At 75.8% G+C, this 17,835-nt stretch carries 1 protein-coding gene; it reads left to right on the forward strand.

Annotated elements, in window-relative coordinates; all coding sequences use genetic code 11:
* Complete coding sequence (locus CLV43_RS39410) at positions 1 to 17,835, forward strand: type I polyketide synthase (RefSeq protein ID WP_106194439.1); 17,835 nt, start codon at positions 1 to 3, stop codon at positions 17,833 to 17,835.

Raw genomic sequence — 17,835 nt, forward strand, 5'->3', positions numbered from 1 at the left:
ATGGCTGGTTTCGACTCGACGTCCGACGACGCCATCGCCGTCATCGGGATGGCCTGCAGGCTGCCGGGAGCGGACGGCCCGGCGCGCTTCTGGGACCTCCTGCGCGACGGCCGCAGCGCCATCGGCGACCCGCCCGCCGGTCGGGACGACCTGCCCCGGCGGCCGGGCGGCTACCTGGCCGACGTGCGCGGGTTCGACGCGGCGTTCTTCGGCATCAGCCCGCGCGAGGCGACCGCCATGGACCCGCAGCAGCGACTGGCCCTCGAACTGGCCTGGGAGGCGCTGGAGGACGCCCGCGTCCTGCCCGCGGCGCTGGCCGGGACGCGGACGGGGGTGTTCGTCGGGGTCATCGCCGACGACTACGCGGCACTGGCCCACCGGCGCGGGATCCACGACATCGGGCAGCACACGCTCACCGGGCTCAGCCGCGGCGTGCTGGCCAACCGCGTCTCCTACACCCTCGGGCTCACCGGGCCGAGCGCGTCGGTCGACACCGGCCAGTCGTCCTCGCTGGTCGCGGTGCACCTGGCCGCCGAGAGCCTGCGGCGCGGCGAGTCGTCGACCGCGCTCGCGGGCGGGGTGAACCTGAACCTGGCGCCGGAGAGCACCGCGAGCGTCGAGGAGTTCGGCGGGCTGTCGCCGGACGGCCGCTGCTACACCTTCGACGCGCGCGCCAACGGGTACGTGCGCGGCGAGGGCGGCGGGTTCGTGGTGCTCAAGCCGCTCGCCGCCGCGCTCGCCGACGGCGACCGGGTGCTGTGCGTGCTGCGCGGCAGCGCGATGAACAACGACGGCGCGACCGAGGGCCTCACCGTGCCCGGCGCCGACGGGCAGCGGGACGTGCTGCGTCAGGCCTACGAGCGCGCCGGGGTGCGGCCGTCGGACGTGCAGTACGTGGAGCTGCACGGCACCGGCACGCGGGTCGGCGATCCGGTCGAGGCGTCCGCGCTCGGCGCCGTCCTCGGCGCGGACCGCGCGGACTCCGCGCTGCTGGTGGGGTCGGCCAAGACGAACGTCGGCCACCTGGAGGGCGCGGCGGGCATCACCGGCCTGCTGAAGGCCGTGCTGAGCATCCGGCACCGCACGCTGCCCCCGAGCCTGAACTTCGAGACCCCCAACCCGGCCATCCCGTTCGCCGAGTGGGGGCTGGACGTGCCCCGCGACGCGCGGCCGTGGCCGCACCCGGACCGGCCGCTGGTCGCCGGGGTCAGCTCGTTCGGCATGGGCGGCACGAACTGCCACGTGGTGCTGTCCGACTGGCCCGCCCCGGACCCCGTTCCCCAGGCCCCCGCTCCCCCGGTCGACGTGACCGGTCCGGTGCCGTTGCCGCTGTCGGGCAAGTCCGTCGGAGCGCTGCGGGCGCAGGCGGCCGCGCTGGGGTCGGTGGACGAGGACGTGGCCGCGGTGGCGGTGTCGCTGGCGTCGACGCGGACCGCGTTCGACCACCGCGCGGTCGTGCTGGGCGGCACCGCGGGCCTGGCCGCGCTGGCCTCCGGCACTCCCTCACCGGGCGTGGTGACGGGGTCGGTGACGCCGGGTGGCCTGGCGTTCCTGTTCTCCGGACAGGGAAGTCAGCGCGTCGGCATGGGGCGGGAGCTGTACCAGTCGCAGCCGGTGTTCGCCGCGGCGTTCGACGAGGTGTGCGCCGCGTTCGACCGGCACCTGGAGCACCCGCTCAAGGTGGTGGTGTTCGAGCGCGAGGACCTGCTCGACCGGACCGAGTACACCCAGCCCGCCCTGTTCGCCGTCCAGACGGCGCTGCACCGGCTGGTGGCGCACCACGGCGTGACGCCCATCGTCCTCATCGGACACTCGATCGGCGAGCTCACCGCCGCGCACCTGGCCGGGGTGTTCTCGCTGGCCGACGCCGCGACCCTGGTGTGCGCGCGGGCCCGGCTCATGCAGGCCCTGCCCGCGGGCGGTGCCATGGCGGCGCTCCAGGCCGACGAGGCGGAGGTGTCCCGGTGGCTGGTGCCGGGAGCGGGCGTCGCCGGGCTGAACAGCGCCGACAACACCGTCGTCTCCGGTGACGAGCAGGCCGTCCTCGCCGTCGCCGCGCAGTGCCGGGCGGCCGGGCGGAAGGCCACCCGGCTGCGGGTCGGCCACGCCTTCCACTCGCACCACCTCGACTCCATGCTCGACGAGCTCACCGCCGTCGCGGAGACCCTGACCCACAACCCGCCGACCCTCCCGGTCATCTCCAACCTCACCGGTGGGCAGGTCACCGCCTACACCCCCGACTACTGGGCCCACCAGGCCCGCGGCGCCGTCCGCTACCACGACGGCGTCACCACCCTGACCGCGCTCGGCGTCACCAAGGCCCTGGAACTCGGCCCCGACGCCACCCTCAGCGCCCTCACCCCCGGCGGCACTCCCCTGCTGCGCAAGGGGAAGCCCGAGGACGAGTCGTACCTCACCGCGCTCGCCCGGCTGCACGTCCGCGGTGCCGCCGTCGACTGGACGGCCGTGCTGCCCTCCGCCGCGCCGGTCGACCTGCCGACCTACCCGTTCCAGCGCAAGGACTTCTGGCTCGGCGGCACGGTCACCGCCGCACCCGCGTCCGTCGCACCGAGCGCCGACCAGCTCGACCTGGTGCGCGCGCACGTGGCGGCCGTGCTCGGCCACGGCTCGGCGGACGACGTGGCCGTCGACTCGGTGTTCAAGGACCTGGGCTTCGACTCGCTGACCGCCGTGGAGCTGCGCGACGCGCTCGGCACGGCCGTCGGCCTGTCCCTGCCGTCCGGGCTGCTCTACGACCACCCCACGCCCGCCGCGCTCGCCGACCACCTGCGGGACCTGCTGGCGGGCGTCGACCGGAGCGCCGCCGTCCTCGACACGGCCGGGTCCGACGAGCCGATCGCGATCATCGGCATGGCGTGCAGGCTGCCCGGCGGGGTCGGCTCGCCGGAGGAGCTGTGGGACCTCGTGGACGCCGGGGTCGACGCCGTCGGCGACTTCCCGGTGAACCGGGGCTGGGACCTGTCCGCGGGCGGGCCCACCGCGGCGCGGGGAGGGTTCCTGCACGACGCGGACCTGTTCGACGCCGCGTTCTTCGGCGTCAGCCCGCGCGAGGCCGCCGCCATGGACCCGCAGCAGCGGGTGCTGCTGGAGACCGCGTGGGAGGCGTTCGAACGCGCCGGGATCGACCCCGGTTCGCTGCGCGGCAGCCACACCAGCGTCTACGTCGGCGCGACCGCCCACGAGTACGGGCCACGGCTGCACGAGGCCGCGAACGGGCACGAGGGCTACCTGCTCACCGGCGGCACCGTCAGCGTCGCCTCCGGCAGGCTCGCCTACACGTTCGGCTTCGAGGGGCCGGCGGTCACCGTCGACACGGCCTGCTCGTCCTCGCTGGTGGCCCTGCACCTGGCCGCGCAGGCGCTGCGGCAGGGCGAGACCACCCTGGCGCTCGCGGGCGGCGTGGCCGTGATGGCGACGCCGGGGATGTTCGTCGAGTTCGGCAGGCAGGGCGGGCTGTCGCCCGACGGCCGCTGCAAGGCGTTCTCCGCCGCCGCCGACGGCACCGGGTGGGCCGAGGGCGCGGGTCTGCTGCTGCTCGAACGGCTGTCGGACGCGCGGCGCAACGGGCACACCGTCCTCGCGGTCATCCGGGGCTCGGCGGTCAACCAGGACGGGGCCTCCAACGGGCTCACCGCGCCCAACGGGCCGTCCCAGGAACGCGTGATCCGCCAGGCGCTGCACAACGCCGGACTGTCCACATCGGACGTCGACGCGGTCGAGGCCCACGGCACCGGGACCACCCTCGGCGACCCGATCGAGGCCAACGCACTGCTGGCCACCTACGGGCAGGACCGGGAGACGCCGCTCAAGCTCGGCTCGCTCAAGTCGAACATCGGCCACACCCAAGCCGCCGCCGGGGTCGCGGGCGTGATCAAGATGGTCATGGCCATGCGCCACGGCCACCTGCCCGCCACGCTGCACGTCGACACCCCCACCCCGCACGTCGACTGGACCACCGGGTCCGTCGACCTGCTCACCGACGCCCAGCCCTGGCCGGAGACCGACCGGCCGCGGCGTGCGGCCGTGTCGTCGTTCGGGATCAGCGGCACCAACGCCCACCTGGTCCTGGAAGGCGTCCCCACCGCGCCCGAACCGGTCATCGGCCGGGCACCGCGCGGACCCGTGCCGTGGGTGCTGTCCGGTCGCACGGAAGCGGCGGTGCGCACCGCGGCCGAGGCCTTGCTGCCGTTCGCGGACGGCGACGAGGTCGCGACCGCGCGGTCGCTGGTGACCACGCGCGCCCGGTTCGAGCACCGCGCGGTGGTCGTCGGCGACAAGGCCGAAGGACTGCGGGACCTGGACTCGGCGCACGTCGTGACGGGGTCGGTGGCACCGGGTGGCCTGGCGTTCCTGTTCTCCGGACAGGGCAGCCAGCGCGTCGGCATGGGACGGGAGCTGTACGAGTCCCAGCCGGTGTTCGCCGCCGCGTTCGACGAGGTCTGCGCCGAGCTCGACCGACATCTCGACCGTCCGCTCAAGCAGGTCGTCTTCGAGCACGAGGACCTGCTGCACCGGACCGCCTACACCCAGCCCGCGCTGTTCGCGATCGGGGTCGCCCTGCACCGGCTCGCTACCCACCACGGCGTCACACCGAACGTCCTCATCGGACACTCGATCGGCGAGCTGACCGCCGCCCACCTCGCGGGCGTGTTCTCCCTCGCCGACGCGGCGACGCTGGTGTGCGCCCGCGCCCGCCTCATGCAGGCCCTGCCCGGCGGCGGAGCCATGGTCGCCTTGCAGGCGAACGAGGCCGAGGTCCGCGAGTGGCTGGTCCCCGGCGCCGACATCGCCGGCCTAAACGCCCCCGACAACACCGTCGTCTCCGGAGACGAGCAAGCCGTCCTCGCCGTCGCCGACCACTGCCGGGAAGCAGGCCGCAAGACCACCCGACTCACCGTCAGCCACGCCTTCCACTCCCACCACCTCGACCCCATGCTCGACGAGCTCACGGCCGTGGCGGAGACGTTGACCCACAACGCAGCGCGCGTCCCGGTCGTGTCCAACGTGACCGGCGAGCTGGTCGACGCCTACACCCCCGACTACTGGGCCCGCCAGGCCCGCAGTGCGGTCCGCTACCACGACGGCACCACGACCCTGGCCGCTCTGGGCGTCACCAAGGCGCTCGAGCTCGGCCCCGACGCCACCCTGAGCGGTCTCACCGACGGCGCCGTGCCCGCGTTGCGGCGCAAGCGGTCCGACGACCTCACCTACCTCACCGCGTTGGCCCGCCTGCACGTCCGGGGCGTGGCGGTCGACTGGGCGGCCTACCTCCCCGCGGGCGGCACGGTCGACCTGCCGACCTACCCGTTCCAGCGCGACCGGTTCTGGCTCGACGCGCCGCGCTCGACCGACGCGGAGGGCCTGGGCCTCACCTCCACCGGCCACCCGCTGCTCACCGCGGTGATCACCCAGCCCGACGGCGACACGGTGCGGTTCACCGGCGTGGTCTCGCTGGGGACGCACCCGTGGCTCGCGGACCACGTGGTCGACGGGGCCGTGCTGCTGCCCGCGACCGCGTTCCTCGACCTCGCCGGGCACGCCGCCGACCACCTGGGCTGCGCGGGTGTCGGCGACCTGACGCTCCAGGCGCCGCTCGTGCTGCCAGACCGGGCCCCGGCGCGGCTCCGGCTGACCGTCGCCCCCGCCGACGACCGCGGCGACCGCGCGTTCACCGTGCACACGCTGGCGGACGAGGACCGGTGGACCGAGCACGCGAGCGGCGTGCTGTCCGGCGGGCACCCGGAACCGGGCGAGGCGCTGGACCAGTGGCCGCCGGACGCCGAGGTGGTGCCGGTCGACGACGCCTACGAGCGGCTGGCCGACCTCGGTTACGCCTACGGGCCCGCGTTCCAGGGCCTGCGGGCCGCGTGGCGCCGGGGTGACGACCTGTTCGCCGAGGTCGGTCTGCCCGCGGACGTCCAGGGGTTCGGCGTGCACCCGGCGCTGCTCGACGCCGCCCTGCACCCGCTGGTGCTGGCCGCGGCCGACGACCCGAGTCGGATCCGACTGCCCTTCTCGTTCTCCGGCGCCCGGACCCACGCGACCGGGGCCATGGCGCTGCGGGTGCGGTGGACGCGCACCGGCGCCGACTCCGCCCGGCTCGTGGTGGCCGACGGGACCGGTGCTCCGGTCGCGTCGGTGGACTCCGTCGTGCTGCGCCCGGTGGCGCGCGGTGACCTGCGGGCCGCGGGCGCGGCCGTCGAGTCGCTGTACCGGGTGGTGTGGGAGCCCGTGGCCGTCGGCGACGACCGGCCGTCGTGGGTCCCGCTCGACGAGGCGGGCGAAGTGCCGGAGTACGCGGTGGTCGCCGACTTCGACCCGACCGCGACGCCGCACGAGAACGTCCGGCGGGGGCTGGCCCTCGTCCAGGACTGGCTGGCCGGGTCGGCGGACGGCACGCTGGTGTTCGCCGTCGTGGACGGGCTGGCCACCTCGCCGTTGACCGGCCTGGTGCGCACCGCCCAGTCCGAGCAGCCGGGCCGGTTCGTGCTGGCGCACCTCGACGGCACCGACGACCTGGACTCGCTGTCCGCCGCGCTCTCGACCGGCGAACCCGAGGTCTCCCTGCGGGGCGGCCGGGTCGAGGCACCGCGGCTGGTCCGCGCGCAGGCCCCGGTCGGCCCGCCGCTCGACCCCGACGGCACCGTGCTGATCACCGGCGCGACCGGGACGCTCGGCAGGCTGCTCGCCCGCCACCTCGTCACGACGCACGGCACCAGGCACCTCCTGCTGCTCAGCCGCACCGGCCCGAACACCCCCGAGCACCAGGCGTTCCTGGCCGACCTGGCGGATCTCGGCGCCGTCGCGACCCTGGTGGCCTGCGACGCGGCCGACGCCGACGCACTGGCCGCCGCCCTGGCGACCGTGGATCCGGCACACCCCGTCACGACGGTGGTGCACGCGGCGGGTGTCCTCGACGACGCGACCATCACCTCGCTCACCCCGGACCGGCTCACCTCGGTCCTGGCGCCGAAGGTCGACGCGGCGGCGAACCTGCACGCCCTGACCGCCGAGCTGCCGGTGGGCCACTTCGTCCTGTTCTCCAGCATCGCCACGGCCATCGGCAACCAGGGCCAGGGCAACTACGCCGCCGCCAACGCCTACCTGCACGCCCTCGCCGAGCACCGGCACGCGGCCGGATCTCCCGCCACCGCGCTGGCCTGGGGGCTGTGGGACACCAGCGACGGCATGGCGGGCGGTCTCGCCGGCGCCGACGTGGCCCGGTGGCGGCGCAACGGCTTCGTGCCGCTGGCACCCGAGCTGGGGCTGGAGCTGTTCGACGCCGCGCTGCGGTCGACCGAGCCCGTGCTGGTGCCCGCCCGGCTGGACCTCGGCGTGCTGCGGGCCAAGGCGCTCGACGGGACGCTGCCCGCGCTGTTCTCCCGGCTGGCCAAGCCGCGCCGCCGCCAGGCCGACGCGGGCGCGGACACGTCGTGGGAGCGGCGGATGGGCGTGCTCGACGCGGCCGACCGCACGCGGGCGGTGCGGGACGTGGTGGTGCGGGCGGTCGCCGTGGTGCTGGGGCACGGCCCCGACACCGCCGTCGACCCGGCGAAGGCGTTCAAGGAGCTGGGTTTCGACTCGTTGACGGGTGTCGACCTGCGCAACCGGCTCATCGCGACGACCGGGATGACCCTGCCGACCACGCTGGTGTTCGACCACCCGTCGCCCGACGGCGTGATCGCGTTCCTGCTCGACCGGCTCGCCGGTCCGACGGCCGTCGTCACCCGGACCACCGCGGCGGTGAGCGACGAGCCCATCGCCATCGTCGGCATGGCCTGCCGCTACCCCGGTGGCGTGGCCACGCCCGACGACCTGTGGGACCTCGTGGCGAACGGCCGCGACGCCATCGGGGACTTCCCCACCGGCCGCGGCTGGGACGTCGACGACCTCTACCACCCGGATCCGGACGCCACGGGCAAGACCTACACCCGCAGCGGCGGGTTCCTGCACGAGGCCGCGGACTTCGACGCCGAGTTCTTCGGCCTGAGCCCGCGCGAGGCCACCGCCACCGACCCGCAGCAGCGGCTGCTGCTGGAGGTCGCGTGGGAGGCCGTGGAGCGGGCCGGGATCGACCCGAGGTCGTTGCGCGGCAGCGACACCGGTGTCTTCGCGGGCGTGATGTACAACGACTACGGGACGCGGTTCGCCTCGGCGCCGGACGGCTACGAGGGCCACCTGCTGACCGGCACGATCTCCAGCGTCGTCTCCGGCCGCGTCGCCTACACCTACGGCTTCGAGGGTCCGGCCGTCACGCTGGACACGGCGTGCTCGTCGTCGCTGGTCGCGATCCACCTCGCCGCGCGGGCGCTGCGCCAGGGCGAGTGCGGCCTGGCCGTGGCGGGCGGTGTGACCGTGATGTCGACGCCGAACACGTTCATCGAGTTCTCCCGGCAACGCGGCCTGTCCGCCGACGGCCGGTGCAAGTCCTTCTCCTCCGACGCCGACGGCACCGGCTGGGCCGAAGGCGCCGGACTGCTCCTGCTCGAACGGCTCTCCGACGCCGAACGCAACGGGCACACCGTCCTCGCCGTAATCCGCGGTTCGGCCGTCAACCAGGACGGGGCCTCCAACGGGCTCACCGCCCCCAACGGGCCCTCGCAGGAGCGGGTCATCCGCTCGGCGCTGGCCAACGCCGGACTGTCCACCTCGGACGTCGACGCGGTCGAGGCCCACGGCACCGGGACCACCCTCGGCGACCCCATCGAGGCCAACGCACTGCTGGCCACCTACGGGCAGGACCGCGAAATCCCGCTCAAGCTCGGCTCCCTCAAGTCCAACATCGGCCACACCCAGGCCGCCGCGGGCGTCGCCGGCGTGATCAAGATGGTCATGGCCATGCGCCACGCGACGTTCCCCGCCACCCTGCACGTCGACCAGCCGACCCCGCACGTCGACTGGACGTCCGGTGCCGTCGAGCTGCTCACCGACGCCCGGCCGTGGCCCGAGGCCGACCGGCCGCGCCGAGCCGCGGTGTCGTCGTTCGGGATCAGCGGCACCAACGCGCACGTGATCGTGGAGCAGGCCCCGACGGGACCGGCACCGTCGATTCCGGACACGACCGTGCCGCTGCTGCTGTCGGCGAAGTCCCCCGCGGCGCTCGCCGACCGGGCCCGGCAGGTCCGCGCGCTGCTCGACCACGCCGACGCGGGCCGGGTCGCGGCCTCGCTCGCCACGCGGGCGCCGCACCTCGACCACCGCGCGGCTGTCAGCGGTGACCTGGCCGCGGGTCTCGACGGCCTCGCGACGGGCACCCCCACGGCGCACGTCGTGCAGGGCATCGCGACCGCGCCGGGCGGGACCGTGTTCGTGTTCCCCGGACAGGGCGCGCAGTGGTCGGGCATGGCGCTGGACCTGCACGAGCAGTCCCCCGTGTTCCGGACCCACCTGGACGCCTGCGCCGAGGCCCTGCGCCCGCACACCGACTGGGACCTCCTCGACGAGCTCGCGGGCCCGCTCGACCGCGTGGACGTCGTCCAACCGGCGCTCTGGGCCGTCATGGTCTCGCTGGCCCGACTCTGGGAGCACCACGGCGTCCGCCCGGACGCGGTCATCGGCCACTCGCAGGGCGAGATCGCCGCCGCGCACATCGCCGGGGCGCTCTCGCTGGAGGACTCGGCGTCGGTCGTGGCCCTGCGCAGCAAGGCGATCACCCGCCTCGCGGGCACCGGCGGCATGGTGTCCGTGCCGCTGCCGGTCGACGAGGCCGCGGCGCTGCTGACCGACGGCGTCGAGGTCGCCGCCGTGAACGGTCCGCGCTCGGTCGTCGTCGCGGGCGACCCGGCGGCGCTCGACGCGCTGGTCGCCCGCTGCGAGGCCGACGGCGTGCGGGCCCGGCGGGTTCCGGTGGACTACGCGTCGCACTCGGCGCACGTGGACGTGCTGCGCGAGGAGATCCTGACCGCGCTCGCCCACCTCGCGCCGCGGCCGACGCGGGTGCCGTTCCACTCGACCACGACGAACGAGGTCGTGGACGGCACCGCGCTGGACGCCGGGTACTGGTTCCGCAACCTGCGCGGGACCGTGCGGCTGGAGGAGGCGACCAGGTCGCTGCTCGACACCGGCCACCGGGTGTTCGTGGAGGTCAGCGCGCACCCCGTGCTCACGGTCGCGGTCCGCGAGACGGTCGACGCGGCCGAGGTGCCCGACGCGGCGGTCGTGCCGACGCTGCGCCGCGACCACGGTGGCCTGGACCGGTTCCTGGCCTCCGCCGCGCAGGCGCACGTGACCGGTGTGGCCGTCGACTGGGCCACGGCCGCGGGTGCCGCCGGGCCGGTCGAGCTGCCCACCTACCCGTTCCAGCACCGGACGTACTGGCTGGACAACCCGGTCGCGGCGGCCGACGCCCGCGGGCTCGGCCTCACCGCCGAGCCGCACCCGTTCCTCGGGGCCGCGCTGCGGCTGGCCGACACCGACCAGGTCGTGCTGACCGGCCGGGTCTCGCGCACCACCCACCCGTGGCTCGTCGACCACGCGGTCGACGGGGCCGTGCTGCTGCCGGGCACGGCTTTCGTGGAGCTGGCCGTGCGGGCGGGTGACCGGGTCGGGCTCGACCTGGTCGAGTCGCTGACGCTGGAGGCGCCGCTCGTGCTCGCCGAGGCCGCCGTCCGGCTCCAGGTCGTGCTGGACGCGCCGGACGCGTCCGGTCGCCGGGCGCTGGCCGTGCACTCCCGGCCGGACTCGGGCGCCGACGAGGCGGACGAGCCGTGGACGCGGCACGCGACCGGTGTGCTGGCGGCCGGGACCGGCGGTGGCGAGCCGCTGGCCGAGTGGCCGCCGAGGACCGCGACCGCCGTCGACCTGTCCGACGCCTACGACGTGCTGGCAGGACACGGGTTCGGCTACGGACCGGCGTTCCAGGGCCTGCGGGCGCTGTGGCGGGACGGCGAGGTGGTCTACGCCGAGGTCGCGCTGCCCGAGGACGTGCCCGCCGACCGGTTCGGCCTGCACCCGGCGCTGCTCGACGCCGCGCTGCACCCGCTCGCCCTCGCGGCGGGCGGTGGGCTCATGCTCCCGTTCGCGTGGACCGACGTGCGGCTGCACGCGGTGGGCGCGACCGTGCTGCGGGTCCGGATCAGGCCGTCCGACGGCGGTTCCGCGCTCGTCCTCGCCGACCCGACCGGTCGGCCCGTCGCGTCCGTGGGAGCACTGGCCCTGCGGTCCGCGGGCGACCGGCTCACGACCACGGCACGGGCCGGCGGGCTGTACGAGCCGCGCCGGGTGCCCGTGGACACGACCGGCGAAGCCGAGCCGTGGGCGGTGGTCGACCCCGACGGAGTGGGTCTGGCCGCGCCGCTCGGCACGAGCGCGGGCTTCGCGGATCTCGTGGAGGTCCCGGCGGTCGTGCTCGTCCCGGTGCGCGGGGCGGACGGTCCCGGTGCCACCGCCCGCCGCGCGCTCGGGCTCGCCAAGGACTGGCTGGCCGACGGGCGGTTCGCCGACTCGCGGCTGGTGTTCGTGACCGCCGAGGACGACCTGGACGCCGCGGTCGTGCCGGGTCTGGTGCGCACCGCCACCACCGAGCAGCCGGACCGCTTCGGGCTGCTGGAGGTCGACGACTGGCACGTGCCCGCGTCCGACCTGGCCCGCGCGCTCACCGCCGGACCCGAGGCGGCGGTGCTCGACGGGGCCGTGCTCGCGCCCCGCCTGGTCCGCGTCCCGACGGTGGACGGCCCCGCGCCGGTGTTCCGCGCGGACGGCACGGTGCTGGTCACCGGCGCCACCGGCACGCTGGGTCGGCTGGTGAGCCGCCACCTGGTGGCCGAGCACGGGGTGCGGCGCCTGCTGCTGGTCAGCCGACGCGGCCGGGACGGCGCGCCCGACCTGGAGGCCGAGCTGGTCGGGCTCGGCGCGCAGGTGGAGTTCGCGGCGTGCGACGTCGCCGACCGGGACGCGCTGGCGGCCGTCCTCGCCGAGCACCCGGTGACCGCCGTGGTGCACACGGCCGGTGTCCTGGACGACGGGGTGCTGGCCTCGCTGACCGCCGACCGGCTCGACGCGGTGCTGCGGCCCAAGGTCGACGCCGCGCTCGCCCTGCACGAGCTCGCGCCGGACCTGGACGCGTTCGTGCTGTTCTCCTCGTTGGCGGGCGCGGTCGGCACACCGGGGCAGGCGAACTACGCGGCGGCCAACACGTTCCTCGACGCCCTCGCCCGGCGCAGGCGGGCCGCCGGGCTGCCGGCGACCTCGCTGGTCTGGGGCCTGTGGGCCGAGGGCAGCGGGATGACCGGGCACCTCGCCGACGCCGACCTGGCGCGGCTGGCCCGTGACGGGATCGCGCCGCTGTCGTCGGACGACGGGCTCGCCCTGTTCGACGCGGCGCTGGCGGCCGACCTGCCCGTCGTCGCACCCGTGCGGCTGGACCTGGGTGCGTTGCGCGCCAAGGCGACCGCGGGCACGTTGCCCGCCGTGTTCGCCGGCCTGGTGCGGGCTCCCCGGCGGACCGCCGAGGCGGCCGGGGCGGCGGGCTCGACGCGGGACCGGTTGGCGGCACTGCCGCCCGCCGACCGGGACCGGGCGCTGCTGGACCTGGTGCGCGGCGCGGTCGCGGCGGTGCTCGGGCACGGCGGCGCGGCCGAGGTCCCCGCGGACCGGGCGTTCAGCGCGCTCGGCTTCGACTCGCTGACGTCGGTCGAGCTGCGCAACCGGCTCGCGACCGCGACCGGGCTGCGGCTGCCCGCGACGCTCGTGTTCGACCAGCCCACCCCGACCGCGCTGGCCCGCTACCTGGACACCGCGCTGTTCGGCGCTTCCGGGACGACCGAGGTGCGGGCGGACGTCGGCGCGGACGAGCCGATCGCGATCGTCGCGATGGCGTGCCGCTACCCCGGTGGCGTCGAGTCGCCGGAGGACCTGTGGCGGCTGGTGGCCGAGGGCCGGGACGCGATCAGCGGGTTCCCCACGGATCGCGGGTGGGACCTCGACGGACTCTACGACCCGGACCCCGACGCGGTCGGCAGGTCCTACACCCGGCACGGCGGATTCCTGGCCGACGCCCCGGAGTTCGACCCGGAGCTCTTCGGCATCAGCTCCCGCGAAGCGGTCGCGGTCGACCCGCAGCAGCGGCTGCTGCTGGAGGTGTCCTGGGAGGCGTTCGAACGGGCGGGCATCGACCCCACGTCGGTGCGCGGCAGCTCGACCGGTGTGTTCGCGGGTGTCATGGCCAACGACTACGCGGCCCGGCTCACCGACGCGCCGGACGCCCTGGAGGGCTACCTGTCGGTCGGCAGCACGGTGAGCGTCGCATCCGGGCGCGTCGCGTACACGTTCGGCCTGCAGGGGCCCGCGATCACCGTCGACACCGCGTGCTCCTCGTCGCTGGTGTCCATCCACCTCGCGGCCAACGCGCTGCGCGGCGGCGAGTGCGACCTCGCGCTGGCGGGCGGTGTGACGGTGTTCGCCACGCCGACGCTGTTCGTCGAGTTCTCCCGCCAGCGCGGTCTCGCGCCGGACGGCCGGTGCAAGTCGTTCTCCTCGGCCGCCGACGGGGCCGCGTGGGCGGAGGGCGCCGGGATCCTGTTGCTGGAACGGCTTTCCGACGCCCGGCGCAACGGCAGGCGGGTGCTGGGCGTGCTGCGCGGGTCGGCCGTCAACCAGGACGGGGCGAGCAACGGCCTCACCGCGCCCAACGGACCCGCGCAGGAACGCGTGATCCGCCAGGCGCTCCGCAACGCCGGACTGTCCACTTCGGACGTGGACGTGCTGGAGGCGCACGGGACGGGCACCACGCTCGGCGACCCGATCGAGGCGCAGGCCGTGCTGGCCACCTACGGCGGCGAACGCGCGACGCCGCTGCTGATGGGGTCGGTCAAGTCCAACATCGGCCACACCCAGGCCGCCGCGGGCGTGGCGGGCGTGATCAAGGTCGTGGAGGCGATGCGGCACGGTGTGCTGCCCAAGAGCCTGCACATCGACGAGCCCAGCCGCGAGGTCGACTGGTCAGCGGGCGAGGTGCGGCTGCTCACCGAGCACACGCCGTGGCCGGAGACCGGGCGACCGCGGCGGGCGGCGGTGTCGTCGTTCGGCATCAGCGGCACCAACGCCCACGTGGTCGTCGAACAGCCCGACGCCGAGCAGGAGCAGGCGCCCACCCCGGTGCCGGTCGTCCCGCTCGTGCTCGCCGGGCACACCGAGGAAGCGCTGCGGGCCCAGGCCGACCGGCTGAAGGCGGTGCTCGCCGACTCCGACGACCTCGCCGCCGTCGGCCGCGCCTTGGCCACCGGCCGGGCGGCGCTGCCGCACCGGGCGGTCGTCACCGCGACCACGGTCGCCGAGGCCCGGTCGGGGTTGGCGGCGGTCGACGGCGGCGCGGTCGTCGACGGGCGGCTGGCGTTCGTCTTCACCGGTCAGGGCAGCCAGCGCCTGGGCATGGGCCGGGAGCTGCACGACGCGTACCCGTTGTACGCCAAGGCGTTCGACGCGGTGTGCGCGGAGCTGGACCGCGGGCTCGACCGGCCGCTGCGGGACGTCGTGTTCGGCGACGACCCGGACCCGGTCGACCGCACCGAGTTCACCCAGCCCGCGCTGTTCGCGGTCGAGGTGGCGCTGTTCCGGCTGCTGGAGAGCTGGGGCGTGCGGCCGGACCTACTGGCCGGGCACTCGATCGGCGAGGTGGCCGCCGCGCACGTCGCGGGCGTGCTGGGGCTGGCCGACGCGGCCGACCTGGTGGTCGCGCGGGGCAGGCTGATGCAGGCGCTGCCCGGTGGCGGCGCGATGCTCGCGGTGCAGGCGACCGAGGACGAGGTGCGCGCCCTGCTCGTCGGGCACGAGGCGCGGGTGGACATCGCCGCGGTGAACGGGCCGGAGGCGGTCGTGCTGTCCGGCGACGACGACGCCGTGACGCGGGTCGGCGCCGAACTGGTCGCGCTGGGCAGGCGGACCAAGCGGCTGCGGGTCAGCCACGCGTTCCACTCGCCGCACGTGGACGCTGTGCTCGACGAGTTCCGCGCGGTTGTGCGGAACCTGGCGTTCGCGCCGCCCGCGATCCCGGTGGTCTCGACGCTCACCGGGATGCCCGCGGGCGACGAGCTCACCGACCCCGAGTACTGGGTCCGGCACGTCCGCGGCTCGGTGCGCTTCCTGGACGCGGTGCGGACGCTGCGCGCCCAGGGCGCGCGGACGGTGCTCGAACTGGGGCCGGACGCCGTGCTCACGGCCATGGTCCAGGACTGCGTCGACGACGTGGCCGCGGTCGCCGTGCAGCGCAAGGACCGGCCGGAGCCGCGGGCGCTCGTGGCGGCCGTCGGCGCGGCGCACGTGCGCGGGGTGCCGGTCGACTGGGCCGCGGTGTTCGGCGGCCGGTCGGGTCCCCCGGCCCCGCTGCCGACCTACCCGTTCCAGCGGCGCCGGTTCTGGCTCACCGGCAGCGGCGCGGGCGGGGACGTGACGGCCGCGGGTCTGTCCGGGTCGGACCACCCGCTGCTCGGCGCCGTGCTGCCGCTGGCCGAGCACGACGGTGTGCTGTTCACCGGCCGGATCTCGCCGCGCGGCCACCCGTGGCTGGCCGACCACGCCATCGGCGGCCGGGTGCTCGTGCCCGCGACCGCGCTGGTGGAGGCGGCCCTGCACGCGACCACGGCGGTCGGCTGCGACCGGCTCGTGGACCTGGTGCTGCACGAGCCCCTGGCGCTCGTGGACGGGCCGCGCAGGCTGCAGATCACCGTCGGCGCGCCGGATCCCGCGGGTGTCCGGCCGGTCGCGGTGCACTCGCGCGGCGACGACGAGGACGGCTGGACCCGGCACGCGAGCGGCACCGCCGACGCGGGCGACGAGCCCGCCGTCGACCTGACCACGTGGCCGCCCTCCGGTGCCGTCGAAGTGCCGGTCGCGGACCTCTACCCGGACCTGGCCGCGCGCGGCTACCACTACGGGCCCGCCTTCCAGGGGCTGGTCGCGCTGTGGGAGCACGGCGACGACCTGTACGCCGAGGTGCGGTCCGCGGTGGAGCCCGACCGGTTCGCGGTGCACCCGGCGCTGCTCGACGCGGCGTTGCACGCCCTGCTGGTCAAGGACGACGCCGGGACGCGCGTGCCGTTCTCGTTCGACGGCGTGCGCCTGCGCCCGACCCGTCCGACGGGTCTGCGGGTGCGGCTGTCCGGGTCGTCGATCGCGCTGGCCGACCAGGACGGCGTGGCGATCGGCTCGGTCCGGGCCATGGCCACCCGGCCGGTGCGGGCGGCGGCGACCGCGGACGGCGTGCTGTTCGGCGTGGACTGGGTCGACGTCGACCTGGCGCCCGCCGACGACGTCGACCAGGTCGTCCTGCGGGTCCGGGCCGCCGAGCCCGCCCAAGCGCACGAGCTGGCTATCGAGGTGCTGGCGGACGTGCGGGCCCTGCTCGACGGTCCCGAGCGGATCGTGGTGGTGACCGACGACGGTCCCGCCCACGGCGTGCTCGCGGGTCTGCTGCGGGTCGCGGCCGCCGAGCACCCCGGCCGCGTCCGGCACGTCATCACCGACGGGACGACCCCGATGGCGCAGGCCGTGGCCGCCGGTGGACCCGCGGTGGTCGCCCTGCGCGACGGTCGCACGTCGGCACCCCGGCTCGTCCGGCTGCCGGTGCCAGAGGGCCGGGCCGCGCTGGACCCGGACGGCACGGTGCTCATCACTGGTGGCACGGGCGCCCTCGGCGGCCGGGTCGCCCGGCACCTGGTCGAGGCGCAGGGCGTCCGACGGCTGCTGCTCACCAGCCGCACCGGGGTCGACGGCGAGGTCGCCGAGGACCTGCGGGCGCGCGGCGCGTCGGTGCGGGTCGCCGCGTGCGACGCCGCCGACCGCGACGCGCTGGCCGCGCTGCTCGCGACGGTCCCGGCCGAGCATGCGCTGACGGCCGTGGTGCACGCGGCGGGCGTGCTCGACGACGGCGTGCTGGCGGCGATGACGCCGGAACGGATGGCACGGGTGCTGCGGCCGAAGGTCGACGCCGCGTGGCACCTGCACGAGCTCACCGACGGCCTGGACGCGTTCGTGCTGTTCTCCTCGATCGCCGGCCTGGTCGGCAACCCCGGCCAGGCCAACTACGCCGCGGGCAACACGTTCCTCGACGCGCTGGCCGAGCACCGCGCGGCGCTCGGGCTGCCCGCCGTGTCGCTGGCGTGGGGCATGTGGGACGACGGCATGGTCGCCGGACTGGACCGCGCCGACCGCGCCCGGCTGGAACGCGGCGGCGTGCGGCCGATGCCGGAGGCCCAAGCCCTGGCTGCGTTCGACGCGGCGCTGGCGGGCACCGGGCGCGCGCTGGTCGTGCCCGCCGCCCTGAACACGGCGGCGCTGCGAGCGCTCGGCGACGAGCTGCCCGACGTCTACCGGGACCTCGTGCCCCGCGCGCGGCGGTCGCCGGTTCCGGGGATCTCCCTGCGGCAGCGGCTGGACACGACGGCCGAGCAGGACCGCGACCAGGTGCTGCTCGACTTCGTCCGCGACCAGATCGGGCTGGTGCTGGCCCACCCGTCGCCGCGGGCGATCGACGCGGGCCGAGGGCTGCTCGACCTGGGGTTCGACTCGCTCACCGCGGTGGAACTGCGCAACCGGCTCACCTCCGCGACCGGTCTGGGCCTGCCGACGACGCTCGTCTTCGACCACCCGACCGCCGCGGCGCTCACGAAGCACCTGCGCGGGCAGCTGGCGGGGCGCGAGGTCGACCCCGTCCAGGCCGCGCTCGACACCATCGAATCCGCGCTCGCCGAGGGCGGTGAGGCCGTGGCCGCCCGGTTGCGGTCGCTGCTGCTCGCGGTGGGCCCGCACAGCGACGACGACATCGGCTCGGCGTCCGACGACGAACTGTTCGCCGCACTCGACAACGAACTCGGCAGGTAG

The sequence above is a fragment of the Umezawaea tangerina genome (genome assembly GCF_003002815.1).
GTDB lineage: Bacteria > Actinomycetota > Actinomycetes > Mycobacteriales > Pseudonocardiaceae > Umezawaea > Umezawaea tangerina.